Source organism: Vibrio sp. OPT41 (genome assembly GCF_015163595.1).
GTDB lineage: Bacteria > Pseudomonadota > Gammaproteobacteria > Enterobacterales > Vibrionaceae > Vibrio > Vibrio alginolyticus.
This window is the reverse complement of the sequence record NZ_JADDYH010000009.1, coordinates 53,462-75,211: the sequence shown is the minus strand read 5'-3', so window position 1 is coordinate 75,211 and position 21,750 is coordinate 53,462. Positions and strand designations below refer to the sequence as shown.

Annotated in this window: 18 protein-coding genes; 4 read left to right on the top strand and 14 right to left on the bottom strand. The window is 44.6% G+C overall.

Features of this window, described 5'->3' with window-relative positions; translation table 11 throughout:
* On the bottom strand, positions 1-193 hold a 193-nt coding region (locus IQP38_RS01010; RefSeq protein WP_193837198.1), incomplete at its 3' end, for a PAS factor family protein.
* 282 nt (positions 194-475) lie between these two features.
* Positions 476-2,902, bottom strand: a complete 2,427-nt coding sequence (locus IQP38_RS01005; RefSeq protein WP_193837197.1) for a M9 family metallopeptidase — start codon at positions 2,900-2,902, stop codon at positions 476-478.
* Positions 2,903-3,350: 448 nt separating this feature from the next.
* Here IQP38_RS01005 and IQP38_RS01000 point away from each other — a divergent pair, with 448 nt between their 5' ends.
* Complete coding sequence (locus tag IQP38_RS01000) at positions 3,351-4,328, top strand: hypothetical protein (RefSeq protein WP_193837196.1); 978 nt, start codon at positions 3,351-3,353, stop codon at positions 4,326-4,328.
* Between the two features lie 31 nt (positions 4,329-4,359).
* Here IQP38_RS01000 and accD read toward each other — a convergent pair whose 3' ends face one another.
* Entirely contained in the window at positions 4,360-5,223 is an 864-nt protein-coding gene (accD, locus tag IQP38_RS00995) for an acetyl-CoA carboxylase, carboxyltransferase subunit beta (protein ID WP_193837195.1), read from the bottom strand.
* A 141-nt stretch (positions 5,224-5,364) separates the two neighbouring features.
* Between accD and IQP38_RS00990 the strand changes: the two genes are divergently transcribed.
* The gene (locus IQP38_RS00990; protein ID WP_115386754.1) at positions 5,365-6,264 is read left to right on the top strand and encodes a LysR family transcriptional regulator; all 900 of its coding nucleotides are present in this window, start codon (positions 5,365-5,367) and stop codon (positions 6,262-6,264) included.
* 147 nt (positions 6,265-6,411) lie between these two features.
* Here IQP38_RS00990 and IQP38_RS00985 read toward each other — a convergent pair whose 3' ends face one another.
* Together IQP38_RS00985 and IQP38_RS00980 are read right to left on the bottom strand one after the other, a co-directional pair.
* The gene (locus tag IQP38_RS00985) at positions 6,412-7,971 is read right to left on the bottom strand and encodes a methyl-accepting chemotaxis protein (RefSeq protein ID WP_017635256.1); all 1,560 of its coding nucleotides are present in this window, start codon (positions 7,969-7,971) and stop codon (positions 6,412-6,414) included.
* Positions 7,972-8,521: 550 nt separating this feature from the next.
* The gene (locus IQP38_RS00980; protein WP_132936325.1) at positions 8,522-9,598 is read right to left on the bottom strand and encodes a nickel/cobalt efflux protein RcnA; all 1,077 of its coding nucleotides are present in this window, start codon (positions 9,596-9,598) and stop codon (positions 8,522-8,524) included.
* A gap of 135 nt (positions 9,599-9,733) precedes the next feature.
* Between IQP38_RS00980 and rcnR the strand changes: the two genes are divergently transcribed.
* On the top strand, positions 9,734-10,006 hold the full coding sequence (gene rcnR / locus IQP38_RS00975) for a Ni(II)/Co(II)-binding transcriptional repressor RcnR (protein WP_005375370.1): 273 nt from the start codon (positions 9,734-9,736) through the stop codon (positions 10,004-10,006).
* Between the two features lie 266 nt (positions 10,007-10,272).
* On the opposite strand, the gene IQP38_RS00970 is transcribed toward rcnR, so the two are convergent.
* The 6 genes from IQP38_RS00970 to ltnD all read right to left on the bottom strand — a co-directional run bounded on the left by IQP38_RS00970 (position 10,273) and on the right by ltnD (position 16,412).
* A complete protein-coding gene (locus IQP38_RS00970; protein ID WP_005375369.1) occupies positions 10,273-11,766 on the bottom strand; it encodes a GntP family permease in 1,494 nt (497 codons plus the stop codon).
* Complete coding sequence (denD, locus tag IQP38_RS00965) at positions 11,766-12,725, bottom strand: D-erythronate dehydrogenase (protein ID WP_017635260.1); 960 nt, start codon at positions 12,723-12,725, stop codon at positions 11,766-11,768. The genes IQP38_RS00970 and denD overlap by 1 nt, the downstream gene beginning before the upstream one ends.
* Before the next feature lie 61 nt (positions 12,726-12,786).
* A complete protein-coding gene (gene otnI / locus IQP38_RS00960) occupies positions 12,787-13,563 on the bottom strand; it encodes a 2-oxo-tetronate isomerase (protein ID WP_047101720.1) in 777 nt (258 codons plus the stop codon).
* Positions 13,563-14,210: an aldolase gene (locus IQP38_RS00955; RefSeq protein WP_005385078.1), complete on the bottom strand. Its 648-nt coding sequence runs from the start codon at positions 14,208-14,210 to the stop codon at positions 13,563-13,565. The genes otnI and IQP38_RS00955 overlap by 1 nt, the downstream gene beginning before the upstream one ends.
* A gap of 11 nt (positions 14,211-14,221) precedes the next feature.
* Positions 14,222-15,478, bottom strand: coding sequence for a 3-oxo-tetronate kinase (otnK, locus tag IQP38_RS00950; protein WP_031777204.1), 1,257 nt, complete (start codon positions 15,476-15,478; stop codon positions 14,222-14,224).
* A 25-nt stretch (positions 15,479-15,503) separates the two neighbouring features.
* Positions 15,504-16,412, bottom strand: coding sequence for an L-threonate dehydrogenase (ltnD, locus tag IQP38_RS00945; RefSeq protein WP_005375356.1), 909 nt, complete (start codon positions 16,410-16,412; stop codon positions 15,504-15,506).
* Positions 16,413-16,686: 274 nt separating this feature from the next.
* Here ltnD and IQP38_RS00940 point away from each other — a divergent pair, with 274 nt between their 5' ends.
* Positions 16,687-17,445 (top strand): DeoR/GlpR family DNA-binding transcription regulator, encoded by a 759-nt coding sequence (locus tag IQP38_RS00940; RefSeq protein ID WP_005375354.1) that lies wholly within the window; start codon positions 16,687-16,689, stop codon positions 17,443-17,445.
* A 177-nt stretch (positions 17,446-17,622) separates the two neighbouring features.
* Here IQP38_RS00940 and IQP38_RS00935 read toward each other — a convergent pair whose 3' ends face one another.
* From IQP38_RS00935 to IQP38_RS00925, 3 genes are read right to left on the bottom strand one after another with little or no spacing between them, the layout of a single operon-like run.
* The gene (locus IQP38_RS00935; RefSeq protein ID WP_416222585.1) at positions 17,623-19,377 is read right to left on the bottom strand and encodes an ABC transporter permease subunit; all 1,755 of its coding nucleotides are present in this window, start codon (positions 19,375-19,377) and stop codon (positions 17,623-17,625) included.
* A gap of 4 nt (positions 19,378-19,381) precedes the next feature.
* The gene (locus IQP38_RS00930) at positions 19,382-20,896 is read right to left on the bottom strand and encodes an ABC transporter substrate-binding protein (protein ID WP_193837193.1); all 1,515 of its coding nucleotides are present in this window, start codon (positions 20,894-20,896) and stop codon (positions 19,382-19,384) included.
* Complete coding sequence (locus IQP38_RS00925; protein WP_193837192.1) at positions 20,886-21,734, bottom strand: ABC transporter ATP-binding protein; 849 nt, start codon at positions 21,732-21,734, stop codon at positions 20,886-20,888. The genes IQP38_RS00930 and IQP38_RS00925 overlap by 11 nt, the downstream gene beginning before the upstream one ends.
* Between the last annotated feature and the right edge of the window lie 16 nt (positions 21,735-21,750).

The following is a 21,750-nucleotide window of genomic DNA, read 5'->3' as shown; positions in this document are numbered from 1 at the left end:
CTACCGCGTTGTTAATGCCTTGACTGCTCTCCAACTTGCCTGAACTTGCAGGACCAAGGGCACAAGAATACAAAGCCAGCTGCTTATCGAACGGCAGATCCAACTGTTCATAGAGATTTTGTCGGATTCTTGCATGTTGTTCTGGTTCTTGGTTAGCAAGGCTAATCAACGTTTCATAAATAAGCGTTTTCATGTCTTTCCCTTTTCACTTTATTGCACGGGGTGCATATATATTGTATCTATTTGGGAAACACAAATCAGAAGCTAGGTCACAGAACGCGTCGCTAAAAAAGTTTATGTGCGCGGTAAATTGCAATACAAACCTAAAGCCGTTTAGAAAAAGGGCAACTGATAACTCGATAGATCAGCCGATTAACTAGCATTCGCCGCTGTTTGTTTATAATCGTGTCCGATATAAACAAAAACGTCGCTGTATCAGCGACGTTTTATCTCGACTTTAGTTAATCGAACCTGTTTAGTTGAAGTGCACTAGCATTTCAACGTCATCGCCTTGCTCTGGAGCCTGAAGAGCGAAGTGCACGTACCCTGCTTCAGTAATAGGAATCGCAAGGTATTCATTGCTGCCTGCATAGTTGGACGCATACTCGTGCTGCTCTACTGTAGGCCAATGCTCCCTACTCGCGTATAGATCGACATTACCAGTTTGAGAGTGAGCCGTTAGCCATACACAAACCTCTTCTACACCTTCAGGCACATAAACTGCTGCATAACGCTGCTTGTGAACGGTAAGCATTTTGGCTTCACCAGACTCTAGTACCACAGGTGCTAAATCATCTTGCACTTGGGTTGGCGGTGTTTGCGCTTCCACTTCTAACGCAGCCACAAGATTTACTGAGTCATAGCTATCACGTCCAGTTAAGCTGATGTAGTAACGACCCGCTTTAACGTAACCATCTTGCTCTGGTTCAAACACAATCTCTTCATTGCTGCCATCAGCATATTGACTCATTTCGAAATCATAGTAATGCGCAACTTTGTTGTAGCTCATGTAAAGATCCGCATCACCCGCGCCCTCAATAGATACATTGAAGTTAACGGTGTTAGCTGGAACATCAACATAGAACAGTTTTTCACTGTATGCTTCGCCACTGAGCTGAAGACTTTGGTTCGCCGTCAATTCAGTCACTTGTGCTTCAGGGCTTGTTGGTTCTGTTGGCTCTTCTGGGTCTGTACCAGGTTGCTCAGGTTTCACTTTTAATGTGTCCAACCAACGCTCAAACTCAGCATCGTATTGTTGACCTAAAGACGTCACCTGCTGTGCCCATTGTTCGAACTGGCCAGAGCGCGACAATGCCAACAAGCTTTCGACGTCTTGTGGATGATTTTCTAACATGAATCGAACAGCTAGATAACCCCAACGATAGATACGATTGGTATCGTGAGAGTACGTGGTATCAAACACAGTGGAAAGGCTCAGTTTACCATCTGCAATCAGCTCAATCGCAGCTTGGTAACCTTGCTTGTAATGCATATATTCAGCAAAACCTTCTAGCCACCAAACAATATGACCATGAGCCAAGTTATCGCTGAACGAACCGTATTGGTTAAATCGTGCATCTAAATAGTGCGTGTATTCATGTTCTAGGTTCAAGATAGAGAGATCTTCACCATTCGCGTAGCGATAAGCGACGAAACGCGCAGTATTGTCCGCTTTTGAAGGGTCACCTTCTAGGTACTGACCACCGTTGTCCGTTGTATTACCAAATAGGAATGAAGAGTAATCAACGTAACTAGCGTTACTCGCGAATACCGCCACTTCAACACGATCATTCAAATCATCAGCGACAGGTTGATTACCCGTATTCGCAACTCGATGGAAGTCGGCTTCTTTTGCCGCTAGCACTTCACACGCTTTCGCTGCTTGAGCATCGGTCAGATCTTCAGAGCGAATAATGGCAGGTCCCTGACATTCAAAACGATTTGGCATTACACGTGCAGCTAAATCTTGCTTGGCTTGCTCAATATTCAGACCATTTAGGCCTTCTGGTGCGTAGTAGCTCATCATTTCAACGGCAGCAAGCCATAGTTTGTCATGCTCACTACCCAGTGGATAACGCTGCATCACCTGTTGCATTACTGCCAATGCTTTGCGTTTGGTCTCCTGATCTGGGCTCGCGAGCAAACGACCAGTTTCACGTAATGCATTGAAAACGATAAAGCTTGCATCCGTATCTAATGCCCAAGCATTATCAGATGCGAATTTCACCAACGTATCAATATGGTGAGTATTGTTTGCCATGTATCGGTAGAACGCATCGTTCGCCGCATGGCCTGCCATAGAGCGGAACAAGTTGTTCAAACCATCGACCCATTGCGTGTCCTGCGCGGTTTCACGATTAAAGTGCATCAACGCGGCCATCATGCTATCCATGGTCAGCGGCAACTGCTTAACGTTATCAACCATCAAAGTCAGGCTCTTCATTGCACCAACTTGTTCACGACCTTGATCCAAAGCATGAGGGTTGTTTAGGAATAGGTTCGTCGACTGAGCAAAACGCTGACTCAACGCTTGCGAAAACTCAGGTGTACCAGTACCAGCGTTGTAGCGAACGTAGTAGGCCGCTCGAATAAATTCGCCTAGGTTCTCTAGAATACGAGCTTGATCTGCTTCACCACGATAGCGAGCGATTTCTTGATCCAGCGCGACTTGGATACGGCTTAGGCTCGCTTCACTATAGATATCATTCAGCGTTTCTGAAGGTGCGGAAAACCAAGCGTGGTAGCAATCATACTCAGCACCAGAAACGGCAGTAGCCAGATCTCGCGATTGTTGTAAATCAGCAACAGCACACTGATTTTGTGCAAAAGAGAAGCCAGACACACTCGCTAGCATACAAGCAAGCGCCAAACGATGGCGCGGGAAAAAACGGATATGAGACATAACAACACTCATTGATTATTAACATACATTGAGTGGGGGTTTATATTCTTTACAGCTCAAACAGTGAAATCAGTGTCATAAAATTTATGAAACCGCTCCCAAAAATAGGCCTTTTACTCTAATTAAATGGGAGCAATCCCACTCCAAAAAAAACTCACAATTATCAATAAAAACATTAATTTACCTTTTTCTAAATAACGACTTTATGAGGAAAATTGCCCTTAAACTCCACCCTTAACTCTTCCAGATAGAGTTCACGACAATCAAAGGTTCTAAATTAAATTTTGATGCTTGATACCATCTATTTTTATTTGTGACTCATTCCCAATAAGTCATCGAGTGCATATCAAAAGGTTGGCATTAATGGTAAATTCTCCGCCAAATCAAACACATTTACTCCTCCAGTCATTGATGAGTGAATAAGCAGATATTTGGCTAGGGATAATACATGTCACTTTGGGGATTTTTGGGAGCGGCGCTTGCCTACTTCATGACAACGTTTGCCTTTGTTTTTGGCGGCATTTTTTGGTTATGTGCTGAAGGTAATACATTAAGAGAAACAAAGCGCCAATCATCAATAATGTCCGGGGTTATTGCTTGTACTATTGGAACTTGGGTGCTTGCTTTTGGTGTTTACGTTTACGGTTACTTTTGGGATAACTCTTCTCACTATTATTTTTATTTGCTCGCTCCATGGGGACTTGCCATTTTTGGGGTAAAACTTCGTAACCGCTGGATTAAGCAATACGCGCGTGTAAAACACGCAAAAGAAGAACAGTGGCAAAAGCACTGGCGAGAATTATTAGGGGAAGATACTGAAGAGCTTCCACCATATACACATGATTACGAGCTCTACTCGGGCATTTGGCAAGCCAATGAAGCGCTCCAAGAACAGTGTTTTGCAGCCCTTCCTCACGGGAAAGCAGTCTACGAGAGAGTGAAAGCCTTCCAAACGATGGCCTCCCCCGCTGGTGACATAAACAATCAAGTTTTGCTGAGTAAACTCGATCAACTAGAGGATGAAATCATTCAAGTTCTTGAGCAACACTCGCAAAAGAAAGTAAGCATTGAAACTGGCGCAGGTACTTTACACAAAGAGTCAAAACGCAATGTTTATCACCATGAGAATGGCCCAACAGAAGAGCAACTGTACGACTCAATCAACCTCCAACATGATTTGGATCGAGAGCTACGCAACATTATCTATGATCGGCTCGGTTACGATGGCGAAGATGAGTACTTTTTCCTCCAAGCGCCACTCGAAGAGCTTACCGAGAATGAAACCGCAATCAACTGGATGCTCTGGGGGTTAGTAAGCGACCATTTTGCTGTTGACCCATACCAAACGGCGTTGGATCTCAGCCTAATGAATGCGGAACCAAGATGGGGGCAAAATGAACGGTTTGTAATGATTACGGCTCAATAAACGCAAGTACTAAGTCTAACTTTAATACAACCTATTCTGAGACCACCCTCGCGTTGGTTAACTTAGCCAGTAAGCGGCCAACGCGATCGCGCATTTCACGTCTATCGACAATCATATCTAGCGCACCATGCGCTAGTAAAAATTCACTTCGCTGAAACTCGTCTGGTAGCTTTTCACGTACCGTTTGCTCAATGACCCGTCTTCCCGCAAAGCCAATACTTGCTTTAGGTTCACCAATATTGATGTCTCCTAACATGGCTAAACTCGCCGAGACGCCACCATAAGTTTGGTCCGTCAATACTGAGATATAGGGTAATCTGTGCTCAGATAAGTGGTTTAACGCGGCGCTGGTTTTTGACATTTGCATGAGTGCCACCAAAGACTCTTGCATGCGCGCCCCTCCGCAAGCGGAAAAACATACTAACCCAGATTTTGTATTAATTGCGCTTTCAACTGCTCGGACAAACTTCTCGCCAACCACTGCGCCCATCGAGCCTGCCATGAAAGAGAATTCGAATGCACACGCAACAACAGGCAGCCCCAATAACTTGCCCTCCATCACCACCAACGCATCTTTTTCTCCAGTCGTTTTCTGTGCTAAAGCAATTCGCTCTTTATATCGCTTTAAGTCTTTAAAACCCAAAATATCTTGTGGCTCCAACTCACTTGCCAACTCTTGTTGTGTTCCATAGTCCAGAAAAGAGATCAACCTTTGACGCGCAGCCATTCTCATGTGATATGAGCATTTAGGGCATACTTCCAAATTTTCTTTTAACGCGGCACGATAAAGTATTTGTTCACACTCAGGACACTTTGTCCAAACGCCCTCAGGGATAGACGCTTTGCGCGAACCTATTATATTTTTATTCTCAAATAACCGTTCTAACCAGCTCATAAATTCACCTCTATTGATTACGTTCTAGCGCGATATCTCGTTGTTTGTTCGCTTAAACTTGTAAATAAAATTGTATGTAACTTAGTACAGGGATAAAGTGCGATATGCTGGCTTGATAATCCAATAAAGTGGGATAATGAAATGTTTGATAACGTTGACCAAATCTGGTTAAAAAGTTTTCACTGTGTTTATGAGAACAACAGCTTTAAGCGAGCCGCTGAGTGTTTGAATATACCAACATCAAATATCAGCCGACACATTGCCCTGCTTGAAGAAAAGTTAAACATTAGGTTGTTCAATAGAACAACAAGGCGAATGACACCTACCGAGGCTGGAGAAGAGCTCTATAGCAGCACTCGTCCGTTATTGGAGCAACTCAACGCCGCACTAGAAACGGTAACGCGCCACTCGCACACGGTAACAGGGGAACTGCGAATTCTTATGCCAGACACACCTGTACTGGCCAAAGCGGTTGTCACCTTTTGCACGCAATACCCGTCAATCTCTTTGTCTTGCGATACAACGCTAAACCCTAAAGATGATGTTATTGACAGCTTTGATGTCATTTTGAGTTTTCATAGAGGGACTTTGTCAGACAGTAACTGGGTGGCGAGAGAGATAAAACGCTGGCCCAGTGCCATTTTAGCCGCGCCTCAACTAATTGAGAAATACGCCACCCCTTACAAAATTACGGATCTAAGTCATGTTCCCTGCATCACGACGCTTACCGCTGTAAATGGTGCACCATGGGTATTCAGAAACCCTGTTGGAGGCCATATTACTCAAACTGTGCAATCTTCATTCAAAGTAAACAGCGGTCATCTCGCCAGATATGGCGCGTTATCAGGGCTTGGATACGCAATATTGCCAATTGAGTCATGCCAAAATGAGATCAAAAATGGTGAGCTAGAAATCGTCACTCTAGAGTACGAACCTGAGGATTTAGTGCTTTACGCCTTTTACTCGTCTAGAAAACATGTAGCTAAGAAAATATCTATGTTTGTTGAACATTTAAAGCAAAACGCAAAACTTAACGCCTAGCTAAGCTTTACTCAACTAATTTATCGTATTCTGTTTTATCGTCTAGAAAGGACAAACACCGCTAAGCGATTTGAGACTCGATTTTTTCAAATAAAAAAGCCAGCAATTAACATTTACTGGCTTTTATTAAAGAGGGTCAGTTGGCGTTTAGATTCTAAACGCTCCTACGTGACGATCGAGTGTTCGCGATAGCTCCGCGAGTTGTTGACTTGATTCTTCTAGTTGCTCACTCGCCGTTAGCGCACTTTTCACTGAGTGGCTGACGGTATCCATGTTCATATTAATTTCGTTTGCTACCGTTGATTGCTGTTCTGTTGCGGTTGCTACTTGAGTATTGATATCTGAAATAGTCGTCACTTGTGCAGCTATTGCTTCTAAAGCCTGTCGAGCTAACTCGGTTTCTGCCGTTCCTTCTTCAATAAGAGTCTTACTATTGCTCATTGAATTCACCGCACTTTGAGCTTCAGTTTGTAGCTGGTGAATCATGTTGTCAATTTCATCGGTAGAATGAGCCGTTTTAGTCGCTAGGTTGCGAACTTCATCAGCTACGACTGCAAAACCTCGGCCGGCATCACCAGCGCGTGCAGCTTCGATAGCCGCATTGAGAGCCAATAGATTGGTTTGCTCCGAAATACCTCTAATCACCTCTAGAATACTACCAATCGACTGAGTATTTTCAGCAAGACTCACGATAATGTTGGAAGTGCTGTTCATCTCGTTTTCAAGATTAGTCATCGCCGTTTTGGTTCTTTCTAGCGTCGTGTAGCCATCTTGCGCTTCATTACTTGCTGCACTCGCAGCATTTGCCGCTCCAGCAGCATTGGAGGCAATTTCATTGACCGTCGCAATCATTTCGTTCATGGATGTGACAACCAGCATGGTTTGCTCGTTCTGCTCTTGCCCTCTTGTGAGCGCTTGTTGAGATTGCCCACGCAAAGCGACAGCTGAACTATTAAGCTCCACACCAGTATTTACAACTTGTGTAATAATCTCATGTACTTTCCCAACAAAAACGTTGAAAGCAGAAGAAATTTGCGCGACTTCGTCATTACCTTTCGCTGGCAAACGAACGGTTAAGTCTCCGTCTCCTTTTGAGATGTCTTGTAGAGCGTCTTTAAGCGCAGAAAGCGGTCTCATCAGTTTATTTAGCAAAAGTGACAGAATCAAAACACACATAACGAAGATCGCCACCATAGAGATCAACTGGTAAGTAATAATTCCATTCGTCGCTTGGCTCACTTCAGTAATAGGAATACCGATATCAAAAGTACCGTATAACTGACCATCCACATAAATTGGTGCCATGATGTCAAACACCCATACTTTCTGGACATCGGCATACCACTTTGAGTACTGTTGAACACCTCTCGTCGCGCCTTCAACAGTATATTCATCGTTATAGGTTTTGTTCAGCTTGTGCTTATCACTGTGGGCTACTGCCGTTACGTTACGGTCAATTACAACGGCATAACTCACGTCTGAACGTTGTTTCAGCCCCTCAACAAGCGATTGTAAATCTTGCATTGGATTAGCTGAGTTCTCCAAAATATAACTCGCATTTCCCGCTAGAAACTCAGCTTGAACTTGGGATTTGTTTAAGATGATGTCATCGATTTTCTGACTCGAAATTAGGTACGTTGATGCCATACTCGCCACGACAGCAATACCAAACATGGCGCAGACTGCTAATAAGATGATTCTTTTCATTATAATTGTCTCAATACAATTCAATTGATGCTCATTAATCGAGCGCTAAGCCTTTCTTCTCCAAAACCAACCAAACTGCATTTTGGGTCTGTTTGGCAGAGCAAGACATAACTTTATAACTATGTATCTGCTTGGTTCCCGATTACTTTAGACAGAAGGAAAAAAAGTCTTCAAAACGTCACATTTCTACGAGGTTTGGCGAAGGGACGAGTACGCAAAAGGAAACGTTTGCATAGTTAAATTTAACTATGCGACCAAATTGGTATCGAACATTAAAGAAAAGACTTCTAATTAGCGTTTTGACCGTCGGGAGCACTGTGGTCAGTGCTCCCGTTTTATCATTTAGTATCTCAGGTTCAGATATTAGAGCCACAATTGCAGCGGTTGTAATCCGAGATGCTTGGTGAAGCGAGAATGACTTGGTTTGTAGATATGGCAGCGATGTCAGATCGAGTGATTCTCAATCAAGAATCGGCAGCAAAATAGGCAAACCAAGGCATGAAGCCATTGCCCATAAAAAAAGAAAGGAAAAAAATCTTTACCACAGAGTTTAACTTGTCAGCGATATGTATCCATGCATACCCATGTACAAACCAACTGCACTGATCAAGACGCCCGATAAGTAAGGAGCTCGACGTGCAACATCATTCAAACCGCTCCATTTAGATGTCGCTTTTTGCACGCCCACTGCTGCCACAACGCCAACAGCAACCAGAGTCAAGGCTAAGCCAATACTGAATGACACAACTAAAGTCGCACCAAGAGTCATTGCCTTAAGCTGCAAACAGATAAGCAAAACCGTTACCGCAGCAGGGCATGGAATCAAACCGCCCGTTAATCCAAACAGCAGAATTTGCCCATTCGTCACGTCTCGATTCTCAAAGCGCTTTTGAATGTCTAAAGCGTGAGCGCGCTCGTGAGCATCTTGATATTCCTTATCTTCGCTTTCTAAATGAGAACCAGGACGGAAATGCACATCAAAGTCATGGGTATGATCATGGTGCCCGATGATCAAAGTGACAGAAAGTCCATTAGAGACTTCAATGCAAGACGCCGATTCCAAGTATCCATCACGCTCTATAAAGTGATAGATATCAGCAGGTTGATAACCATCACTCGATACCGAAACCTTGATACCTTCCGCAGTTAAAGGTTTACCGCTGAGTGTTCGCAACTGGAAACGGTGATGGTCCCCTTCCTGTGTAATCGAAAGCGAAACATGCCCATGTCCTGTATCCACAACTTGCGTCGTCCAATCGCGAGCATGATCCTGAGCTTTGTTCCAAGCTCGCTCATCGCTCCATGTTCGCCAAAACATCCATACGCCGGTTGTCACGATAATGACCCCAGAGATAAGTTGCATCCATGGTTCAGCCGCTTCAGCGGTGAATTTCTGGCTAATATACATCCCGCCAACAGCGATTAACCATACAATTGCAGTGTGAGAAAGTGTGGCAGCTAAACCCAGCATCACGGCTTGTTTGACCGTTCCTTTCACAGCGACAATGAACGCCGCCATCATCGTTTTAGAGTGCCCAGGTTCTAAACCATGCAAAGCGCCAAGCAAAATGGCACTGGGAATAAAGAACCACCCATTACCTTGTTGTAGTAACGCGACAAAATCCATTGTTGTTCTCTGTTGTTGATTCTAATTTATCGCAAACTATACTCCCCCCTAGTATTAAATACTACCCCCCAGTATAAATTGAGTGCTACATTATCAGTTAGAATAACTCGGCCCGTAACTTAAAGAAGATAAGACATGTCGCATACAACCAGAGATCAAAAGAAGCTCAACACTCGAGTCAGTAAAATACAGGGTCAGGTGAATGGACTTAAAAAAATGCTGGAAGAAGAGCATGAATGCCAAGATGTGTTGCAGCAGATTGCCGCTATTCGGGGAGCAGTAAATGGTTTGATGCGAGAAGTAATTAAAGGTCACTTACTTGAGCACGTTGTACTTGAGGAAGACAAAACTCAACGTGAAAAAGATATGGAAGTCGTATTAAAAGTACTGGACTCTTATATAAAGTAACCCTACTTCGCTAGAGTAAAGTCACTAGGGTTAAACTCGAATAGATCCTTTATAGGTAATCGCTTACTAAGCGGGAAATAAAAATTCCATTTCATATTGATTAAGTTGAAAATGGAACCTATATCGGTTCAAGTTAAATAGTTTATTTATAAGAACTAAAACGGCCCAAACATAGGGCCGTTCATATTATTAAAAAACTCTAAACTATCTGATAAAAATACATATTGTGATAGGTTTTTACTTTATGGAAGAGTACAAGTAAACCTTTATACCTCTTGTAATTCGACGTGCTTAGCGCTGTAAGATTTTGTAAATGCAACACACCCCAAAAGTACAGCAAGTGGTAACACAGGATCAAAGATTGAACCATGAGATCCGAAGAATAAGTTAAGAATCATGACTAATGAACCACCAATAGCCCAAGCAATTGTTGTTGGAATAGTCCAAATAATGAGTTGTTTCTTAACCTCAGTCACCCCCATTAATCGATTAACAATATGGAATAGCGAGTCATTAAAGTAGCCAGCAAATAGAGATCCCATCGTAGCTGCCGTCGCTGCGAATAAAAGGTTAACGTCAGGAATATTTACTAAAACTGGGGCAGATATAGAAGCAGCGGTTATCATGGAGACTGTACCAGAGCCCTGAATAATACGAACTAACGTCGCAATAATAAATGGAATCATAACCGCAGAAATAGGAAGCCCTGCAACTTGGTTAGCAATCTCTGCGCCCGCACCCGTTTCACGCAATACGGCACCTAACGCACCACCAGCTCCTGTTACTAACAAAATGATGCCACAAGTGGAGATTCCTTGTTCCATCTTTTCATTCGCTTCTTCTTTGGTAAGGTTATTACCCAATGTGTAAACCGCTAATAACGTCGCTATTGATAGTGCAATAGTAGGGCTGCCGATAAAAGCGATAAATTGACCAAATGTTGTTGCAGTCAGCCCTTCGAAACCGAAAGTCCCCTCTAATAAACCCATCACTGATTTCGCAAGTATAAGTAAAATTGGGATAATAATTGGAGCGATAGATTTACTTAAAGATGGTAGGTCTTTCGCTTCTTTACTTGCAATGTACTCTTTGTGATCATTAATCAGTTGCTCACTAGACTTCGAGAAATGTTCGGTTGGAATGAATTCAGGAAACTGCTTTTCTAACCATCTTGCATACCAAACAATACCCATGACACAAGGCGCTGCGATCATCAAACCAAAACCTAACATGCTGGCAAGATCGACACCAAAGATACCAGCAACTCCCAAAGGCCCTGGAGTCGGCGGAATAGCGTGATGCGCTACGACCAAGCCGCCCGCCAGAGCAACCGTAAGCGTTAAAATCGAGCGATTGGACGTTTTTGACAAAGACTTCGCTATTGGATAAAGAATGATAAGCGCGCTATCCACAAAGATTGGGATGCTAACAATATAGCCAGTTACAGCAAGAGCGGCCTCTTCTTTCTTTTTTCCTAACCACTTTATAAAATTATAGGCAATACTTTCTCCTGCTCCAGAAGCCTCTAAAATAGCCCCCATCATAACGCCGAGACCGATGACAATCCCTATACCGCCTAATGTTCCACCAAATCCTTTGCTAACGGTCGCAATCGTGTCGTCAACACTTAACCCACCAATAATACCTGCGATACATGCCGCAATTAACATCGCAATTAACACATGTACTTTTGTACGTAATACAAGAAAAACAAGGACTGATACGGCTACTATTAGTCCAATTACTGAGGTTGGTAACATTAGACAATCTCCATATTGTTAACAGAAATAAATTGTTGTAATACATCCTTGAAATTACTGTCTGCTTTAAATCCAAGCTCCAGTTCTTTAGTACAATCAATTTTTTGTGGCCAACTACTCACAATACGATCAATACCCGCATCATGCTCATAGGTAATATAATTAGAAAGTTGTTTACCCATTAGAGTGTCCATTGTTTGAATCATCTCAGCTGGTGTAGTTTGAATACCAGGTAAATTAAGCGTTCTATAGGACAGATTATTTAACTGCTCATAAGGCATTAGCCCTGCATATTGAATATTGTCCACCACTCTAGACGGGCTCGATATCCAAAGTTTTAGCGTAGGGTCTACAGGACAATTTGATTCTTGAGCATTCAAAGGCTCACGAATAATTCCGCTTACGAAAGAGCTAGCGGCAAGGTTTGGTTTCCCAGGGCGAATACAAATAGTCGGTAAACGTACGGATACAGCTTTAACAAAGCCTTTACGGGCATAGTCGTTCACCAATAACTCACCTATAGCTTTTTGCGTCCCGTAGGATGACTGAGGATGAAGTGCTGTTATTGGTGTAATCGTTTCCGGAAGATCACCACCAAATACAGCTAAAGATGAAGCAAACGTAAAACGAATATTAGGGTTTACTTTACGGCAACGCTCAAGCAATAACTGTGTGGTCGTCAGATTTACAGCTACGCCTAAATCAAAATCTTGCTCAGCATGGCTCGATACAATTGCCGCTAAATGAAAAATGTGTGTCGTTTCGGCAGTAATAACTTGGTCTATATTTTCTCGCTTTGTCATATCCATGACTAAAGAAACGACTCGGTCATCAATGCCCTCTAAGCGCGACTTTTGAATGTCGACAATAGTAATACTTTCAGCTTTGTTTTCTTTTAGTAGTGATTTGGCAAGTAGGGTTCCGAGAAAACCCGCCCCTCCAGTTATGATAATATTCATAGTCACGACCCTTTGTTTTTGTAATTGGTTTCAAGTTATTTATGGATAGAAATTAAAATTGTTATAGGTATGGTTTAACCCAACTAAGGCCCAGCTGCGTGCTATGCCTTGGGTTGTATTCACAACCGATCCAGCCTTGGTAACCAGAGTCATCCAAAACATTGAATAGGTGTGGGTAATTCAGTTCGCCTTCCGATGGTTCGTGCCTTTCAGGCACAGAAGCAATTTGAATATGGCCTGTGTATGGCGCCACATCGCGAATCAACGTACTCAGATCACCGTCCATAATTTGTGCGTGATAGAGATCGAGCTGCAATTTCACGTTTGGACGAGCCACTTGTTTGATGAGTTCCACCGCTTCACGTTGATGTGCAACGAAGTAGTTCGGTACATCGCGATTGTTGAGTGGCTCAATCATCAGCTCAACACCTTGTTCGGCAAACTTATCCGCTGCATAACGAATGTTTGAGATAAAGGTTTCAATATGCTGATCACGAGTGAAGCGTGAATCAACAATGCCAGACATAGCGTGAACCTTTTTACAGTTCAGTGCCTTGGCGTACATCAGCGCAGTCTCGACGCTCGTTTTAAATTCATCCTCACGCCCCGGAATAGCTGCAAAACCTCGTTCACCTGCATCCCAATCACCTGGAGGCATGTTGAATAACGCTTGCTCAAAACCAAACTGCTGTATCTTGCTTGCTAGTTCTTGCGCTTCGAATGCGTATGGAAAAAGGTATTCCACCGCTTTGAAGCCCGCTTGGTGTGCTTTTTCGAAACGATCTAGAAAAGGAACTTCTGTGAATAACATTGTCAGATTTGCCGCGAATTTAGCCATTACTTACCTCTCCCTTTTAGGTCTTGAATCTCAGTATCCGTTAAGTAGCGGATGTTGCTGTCTTTAAGAATGAACGCTAGCTTCGCTGTCTCTTCTAACTCTTCTGCGTTATCCACTGCATCTTCAAAGTCCGTACCCGTGATCACTGGACCATGGTTCGCCAGGAGGAAAGCTCTGTAGTCACTAGCCCGCTGCGCAAGTTCTTCAGCAATCTGAGGGTCGCCCGGGCGCAGGTACGGAATCACTGGCAGTTCGCCAATGCGCATTACAAAGTAAGGTGTAAAAGCTTTGATGGCATTCTCGCGATCTAGACCTTCAAGACAAGAAAGCGCCGTCAAGTAAGTAGAATGCAGATGCACAATCGCATTACACTTTGAGTTATTTCGATAAATCGCCAGATGAAAAGCGACTTCTTTTGATGGCTTTTCACCAGAGATATGGTTGCCATCAATATCCACAACCGAAAGCTCTTCAGCAATCAAGCGGCCGAACGAGGAACCAGTTGGCGTCGCCAGAAAGTGTCCATTAGGCAGCTTTAGAGAAAGGTTGCCAGCGCCGCCAGTCGCATAGCCACGTTCAAACATAGAGCGAGCCATAGTGACCATTTGCTCTCGCAGTTGTTGTTCTGTCATCAATTCTTTATTCATCACAACCTCACCTATTCAAAAAACGACTGTGCTTTGGCAAAGAAGTGCTCATCGCCGAAGTTGCCCGATTTCAGAGCCAAAGAAAGCTCGCCTTCAAGTGACTTCACCCAAGGTACACCTGGTGCGATTTGAGGACCGATATGAAAACCTTTTACGGCTAGGCTTTGGGTTACAACCCCTGAGGTTTCCCCACCCGCAACGATGAAATTTTTCACACCGTGCTGCTGAAGTTTGATTGCAAGTTGGCTAAAGAATTGTTCAACCGCGTGACTTGAAGCATGCGCGCCAAACTCTTGTTGAATCGCTTTTAACGCCGCTGCATCTGCGGTTGCGTAAACCAGTGGTGCGAACTCGCTTTCGATGTTGGTCATGACCCAATCAAACACTTGATTTGAGTAGTCTTCTTCCGTCAGACACGCCTTCACATCAATAGCAAAGTGTGGCGCTTTTTCTTTGTAAACAGCGACCTGTTGGTTGGTCATGACAGAACAAGATCCAGATAACACAACGGTTGGTGCTTTTTTAGGGTTCCCCTCTTGCTTCGCATCACTTTGATCTTCAAGGCTCTCTATCCAGTTCTTAGCAATACCCGCAGCCAAACCAGAACCACCAGTTACCAGTTTTAGAGACTTCGCCGCTTGGCCAAGTGTGACAAGATGCTCTGCATTGAATGCATCAACCACTGCGTAGCGGTTGCCTTGTACTTTTAGCTCTTCAAAGCGCTCAATTACCGCTTTTGGACCTTGTTCAATTATTTGGAAGTTCACCAGGCCAGATTTGCCTTGAGATTGAGCATCCATCATACGAACTAGGCTTGAATCAGTCATTGGTGTCACAGGGTGATTACGCATACCTGAGTCGCTTAGCAAGTCTTGGAATACAAATAGATGGCCGTTGAAAACTGTGCGACCATTCACTGGTAATGATGGGCATACAATGGTGAACGCTTCACCTAGCTCTGCAAGCAGTGCATCCGTTACAGGACCAATGTTACCTTCTGCTGTGCTGTCAAACGTTGAGCAGTACTTGAAGTAAAACTGCTGACAGCCATTTGCTTGCAGCCACTTAAGCGCCGCTACTGAATCCTCGATTGCCTCATCTACAGGACAAGAGCGAGATTTAAGACTGATCACGACCGCATCTGCGTTTACATCAATCTCTTCTTTTGGAATACCGTTAAGCTGAACTGTGCGCATGCCGTTTTCTACAAGAAAACCTGCGATGTCTGTTGCGCCAGTAAAGTCGTCTGCGATAACGCCTAATAACATCATTTTTTCTCCGTTTTACGTGCGCTTATTTCTGTTTGTTTTCTACACCTGGAAGCTCAATACCATCAAAAATCTTGATAACGGCACTGTCGTCTTCCTGGCCAAAACCAGCATTGCTTGCACTCAAAAACATGTTTAGTGCTGTGCTTGATAGAGGAAGTGGAAATTTGAGATCTTTTGCTGTGTCCGATACGAGGTTTAGATCTTTCACAAAGATGTCGACCATAGATTTAGGGGAGTAGTCACCATCAACTACATGCTTCATGCGGTTCTCAAACATCCAAGAGTTACCCGCTGCATTCGTCACCACGTCGTACATCAGGTCAAGAGGAATGTTTGCACGTGCCGCTAATGCCATTGCTTCAGCACCAGCTGCGATATGAACACCTGCTAGCAATTGGTGGATAATCTTCACAGTTGCGCCTAGGCCAATCGCTTCACCGATGTTGTAGACTTTAGCTGCCGTTGCGTTGAGTACTGGTTCAAGTGCATCAAATGTGCTTTGCGCTCCCGACGCCATAATAGTCATCTCACCTAATTCTGCTTTTGCAGCACCACCAGATACCGGTGCATCAAGCATCACAAGATTGTGTTCTGCCAATTTCGCTTCAATTTGTTTTGCGTCTTCTGCTGAGATGGTTGCTGAAACCATTACTGGCGTATTCGGCTTAAGCGCTGTAGCAAGACCGGTTTTGAACAAGACCGTGTTAACTTGAGCTGCGTTCACAACAAGAACTAGAACCGAATCAAGCTTATCTGCAAACTCAACTGCATTTGTAGAAACAGCTTTTGCACCGAATGAACCTAACTCTTCAAGCGCTTGAGAATTTAAATCGAAACCATAGACATCTAGGCCTGCACGCACACATGACTTTGCGGCGCCCATTCCCATAGAGCCTAAACCGATAACACCTACAGATTGAACTTCACTCATAAAAACAATGCCTTCTGGTCTATTAAACTTTGTTAATTCTTGTTTGGTTGATGTGATTATATGTGAATATTAATACTAAGACCTCGCTTTGAATCACATTTTTTCACACAAATTAACAATGTCGTGATATATACCTCTTTATAGGCAGAGATATTCCGAGCAGTTAACACAAGCGAAGGCTGTTCTTACAACGTTGAGAACATAATTCACAGATATTCACAACAAATGAAAAGATTGGTAGGATACTGAAAAACAAGAATATAGAAGTGAAACTATGATCCCAGCAGAACGTCAAAGAACCATATTATCCCTGTTATCACATCAAGAAGTGTTAAGCATTTCAGATTTAACCGACCACCTTGGCGTATCACATATGACCATTCGTCGTGATATCGTGAAGCTTGAATCCTCAGGTAAAGTCGTTTCTGTTTCTGGTGGAGTGCAACTCGCTCAAGCTCTACATTCCGAACTTTCCCATGATGCGAAGGTCGAGCAACAAGCGGATGAAAAAATTCAAATTGGTAAGCTGGCGGCTACGTTAATTGGTCAAGACGCTACGATTTACTTGGATGCGGGAACAACCTCTCTAGAAATCGCCCATCAAATAGCAAATCGTAATGATCTTTTAGTGATCACCAATGACTTCTCTATTGCTGCTTTCCTTATGACGCACAGTGAATGTGAGCTTTACCACACTGGCGGAAAAATTGACCGCGAGAACCAATCCACCATTGGTGGAAAAGTCGCAGAGTTCTTGAATGGGCTAAATATTGATATCGCCTTTATTTCGACTTCATCTTGGAGCTTGAAAGGCTTATCAACACCTAATGAAAATAAAGTTCTCGTTAAAAAAGCAATCATCAAGGCGGCACAAACCAATTATCTGATCTCAGACTCAACTAAATACGGTCAGATAGCGAGCTTTCATGCATTAGACATCGAGCAATTGGACGGAATTATTACCGATCGAAACCTATCCGAAGTGGTCACTCAAGAATTAACGGATAAAGGATTACGTGTGTATAAAGAGTAACACTACCTAAACATCTGAGTTCGCGTAACTTTTATACTCGTTAATTTATAGGTGCTTCCAATATACATAGACCGTGCTGTGTACTTTCTGGCAGAAAACACATCCTTTTGTTTTCTAAATTACCAAATTACTGATTACATCTGGATATGAAAGCTCACTTCGCTTTATCGCTGCTCGTCACTTGTCATCAAAAATCAAATTCACTGCAATTGCCATCAAAACTAAGCCTGAGATTGGCAGCAAGACACCTAATGGCGAGCGCTCAATGTAAGGCAGATTCTCTGCAATCAATAAACCCCACTCAGGTTCTGGCGGCTTAACGCCAAGTCCGATAAAACTCAGAGACGTCAGGCTAAGCGTGATGTACGGCAAACGCAGAAACGCATGACGAATCAATGGCGGCAGCACATAAGGCAACAAGTAGTAACGGAGTACTCGCCACTGACTGGTTCCCCAAATGGGCGCAAGATGCGTGTAAGGCTGCGCTTTGGCTTCCATCAACAAACTTGCACAGTGCGCCGCTAATGGTGCCCATGACACCATAACAATCGCAATCAAGGCACTGTTTGGGTTCATCCCCGTTAGACCAGCAATCAGCAGACCCGCCACAATGTATGGCACACCTTTGGTGATCTCAATTAAGCCTTGGCTATAACGAGTCACGAAGCCGAGCAGCAAACCAATCACCAAACTTAGGAACGTTGCGATGATGCCCATTTTGATTGTCGACATCATACCGCCGCCAACGCGAGCAAGCAGATCTCGACCAACCGCATCGGCACCAAACGGGGCAGCTAAGCTTGGCGATTCAAGGCGGGTAAATTGGATGGTGTAAGGATCGCGCATTAACGCCCATCCCGCACAACCAATCAGCAACGCAAAGATTGTCGCACTGACGATGCGTTTGGTGGTGTTTTGGGTAAAACGGAACGTACTGTGACTGCTGATCAGCTTGCCACTTGTGACACTGTGCCCGAGTAACCAGCGTTGCAATAAGATGCTCGCACTGCTGATCAACATCGAGAACACCAGCAACACCAACAAGCCACCTTGCAGCATCGGCAGATCTTGTGACTTCGCCGCGCCTAAGATTAGTCGTCCGATACCCGGAATGGAAAACACTTGCTCCACAGCAACCGCGCCGCCGGTTAAACCGATCACCGTCATTGCGATTTGAGGAATCAAGTTACTAACAGCACGCCACAAGGCAAAGCGTAATATTTGAAACTTACTGACGTTCGCCGATAGCCAACTGATCACCCAAGGCTCATCTAGTACACGCTTGAGGCTGTCATTGAGCAAGCGCCCAAACAAGCCAGCAGCAGGCAATGCCATTGCCAAACTTGGTAGCCAGAGGTTTTGCACGCCTTGCCAACCATAAGGCGGGAACCAGCCCAACCAAATGGAAAACACCATGATCAGCAACGAAGCAATCACGTATTCAGGCAGTGAGACCAACACCGAACTGAGCGTGTCATGATGTTTGTCTAAACGATTCTGTTGCCAACGACGCACAGTGTAAAGGACGCTCGCCATACACATTACAAATGCCATAACTAACGCTGTAAGCATCAGTAATAGCGACGTTTTTGCGGTTTGTTGAACGCTCTCCATCACGGATGCGCCGCTCACCCAAGAGACACCTAAGTCTCCTTGCATGGCAAGCGTCAGCCAATCCCACAATCGCTCAGCAGCGCTGCGGTCAAGTTGAAGATCTTCTCGAATTGCTTGCAGAGCTTCTGCCGTCAGCAATTGTTGAGCACCCGCACGAGCACGGAGGATTGATTGGCTTGGGTCGATACCGGCAATATCCGGCATCAAACCCACCAGCACAACCACTACCCCGAGTGACAGGAAGCGCGACAAAAAACGCGTAAACCATTCAGGCATACAAGCGCTCCAACGAGAACGCATGTTGGCAACAGACGACATCGAGTTAGTTCACCTCAGTAAACTGGTCGATCAGGCGACGCTCACGTGGGTCACGTTGTGCATTCTTCACGCGATCACTCTCACCTTGGATTACACGCTCGTGAAGCAGTGGAATCACAGCGTATTGCTCAAGGATTTTGCTTTCTGCTTCGATGATCGCTTGTTGGCGTTTCTCACCCAAAGGTTGACGATCAGCGTGTTTCAATGCTGCGTCCACTTCTTCAGAGCAGAACTGACCTAGGTTGTAAGAACCTTTACAGCTAAAGTCACTTTGCATGTACGCCACTGGATCGCCAGAATCCAGCACCGTTGCACGTGACAACAAGAACGCATCGAACTTACCTGCTAGTGCATCGTTTTCGATTTGTGCGTATTCACGAACGTCTAGCTCAACCACAAAGCCAGCCGCTTCAAGTTGTTGCTTTAGCAGCACCGCTACTTCTGGCAACTCAGCACGGTCGGTAAATGTACCGATGGTGATCTTCTCTCCGTTCGCGTGGCGCATTTCCATGGTTTCCATACGAGGGTTCGCATCACGAATTGGTTGAGCCCATGCCAATGCAGGACCTAACAAACCTTTTGCTGAATCGGCGTGGTTCTCGTAAACCGTTTTGATGATTTGCTCACGGTTAACCGCTTGAGCCGCTGCTTTACGCAAACCGAACTGGCTAAACACATCTGATTTATTGTTTAGGTAAAGCGTGTTGGTACGTGGCATTGCAACTTCATGCAGTTGTGAAGATTCCATCATCGCGATTTGCGAAACAGGAACGGCTTCAACTACATCCGCCTCACCGGTACGTAGTGCAGCAGCACGAGCAAAACCGTTTGGTACGTATTCCGCAAAAATGCTATCTACTTTCGCTTTTTCACCCCAGTAACCATCAAAACGCTTCAATTTAGCGCTGGTTGTCCCGTTGATTTCTGTCAGAACGAATGGGCCCGTACCCGCATTGATTGGCACAACACGACCGTTTTCTTGATATGCAGCACCAGAAAGGATCGCTAGCTGTGGGCTAGAAAGACGGCTTGGCAACAGTGGATCGTTAAAGGTCGTTTTGATTTCAACAGTGAAGTCGTCCAATGCGCGAACTTGCCATTCGATACCGTCCAAGATGCGTGGTTTAGGTGCGGCATCTAATGCTTTTTGCAGAGAGTTCACGACCGCGTTGGCATCAAGCTCAGAACCATCGTGGAATTTCACGCCTTTACGTACCTTAAATTGCCACGTCATTGGGTCAACTTGTTCCCACTCTGTTGCCAGCATAGGCTCTGCTACCGACTGATCGTTTAGGTTCACTAGCGTTTCTGCCGTGCTCCAACGTGACAGTTTGAACGCGTCATCTGAAAATGGCGACAAACCTGTGCGTGGTGGTTGCATCATGGCAACGCGAATTTCCGTTGCTTGCGGTGCAGCTGCTTTTCCCGCTTCTGGCTTGCTTTCGCCAGAGTCAAAACAACCCGTCAGCAGTGCGCTTAAAGCCAGCGACAAAGCTAACTTGGGAGTACTAAGGTGCATAAGAAACCTCTCCAATGGTTTTTGTGAATTCATTACTTTTGTGTTGAGCTCTCATCAAGGCTCTCGTGATCAAGTGTGATGGATTATTTGTCACGTTTTGTGCCGTGCCGTGCTCGACAACGCGTCCTTTGTCTAACACTAGGATTTCATCGCATAGGGTTTGTGCCGCATCGAGGTCATGTGTCACCAAAATCAGGCGCATCTGACGACTCTTTTGAATGCCTGCCAACAGGTCGAGAATCTGTTTACGACTGACGGGGTCTAGGCTGCTGGTTGGCTCATCGGCAACCAAAACACAAGGCTCGACAATCAAAGCTCTGGCGATAGCCACACGTTGCGCTTGCCCAACCGATAACTGCTGCGGGTTACGCTCCAACAATGTGAGATCTAAACCGACATCCGCCAAAACCTTTTCCACCTTCTCGTTAAGCTCTTGCGTTAAACCAATATTGCTTAGCGGCTCCAGTAAGATCTGACGAACGGTGTAATAAGGATTCAAGCTCGACTGCGGCTCTTGCGGAATCAATTGAATGTGCTGACACAACTCTTGGCGCTGCTTAGCCGAGCTACGCGATAGCGGATAGCCACACACATACACTTCACCAGATGTGGGTTTACGAAGACCAAATAGAAGTTCAATCAAGGTCGATTTACCCGCGCCAGAAGGACCAACAATCGCAATGTTCTTTGTGTCGATGGCAAGATCCAATTGTTCGAGCGCTTTAAACGGTTTGCCCCCCAACCAATTTGGTTTGGAGTAATAGTGAACACTGGCTTGCTCAAAGCGAACTTCCGCCGATTTAGGCTGCGTGTGCCCGCTCAAGTTGTGCTTAGTCAAAATAGGCTCCAGAGAT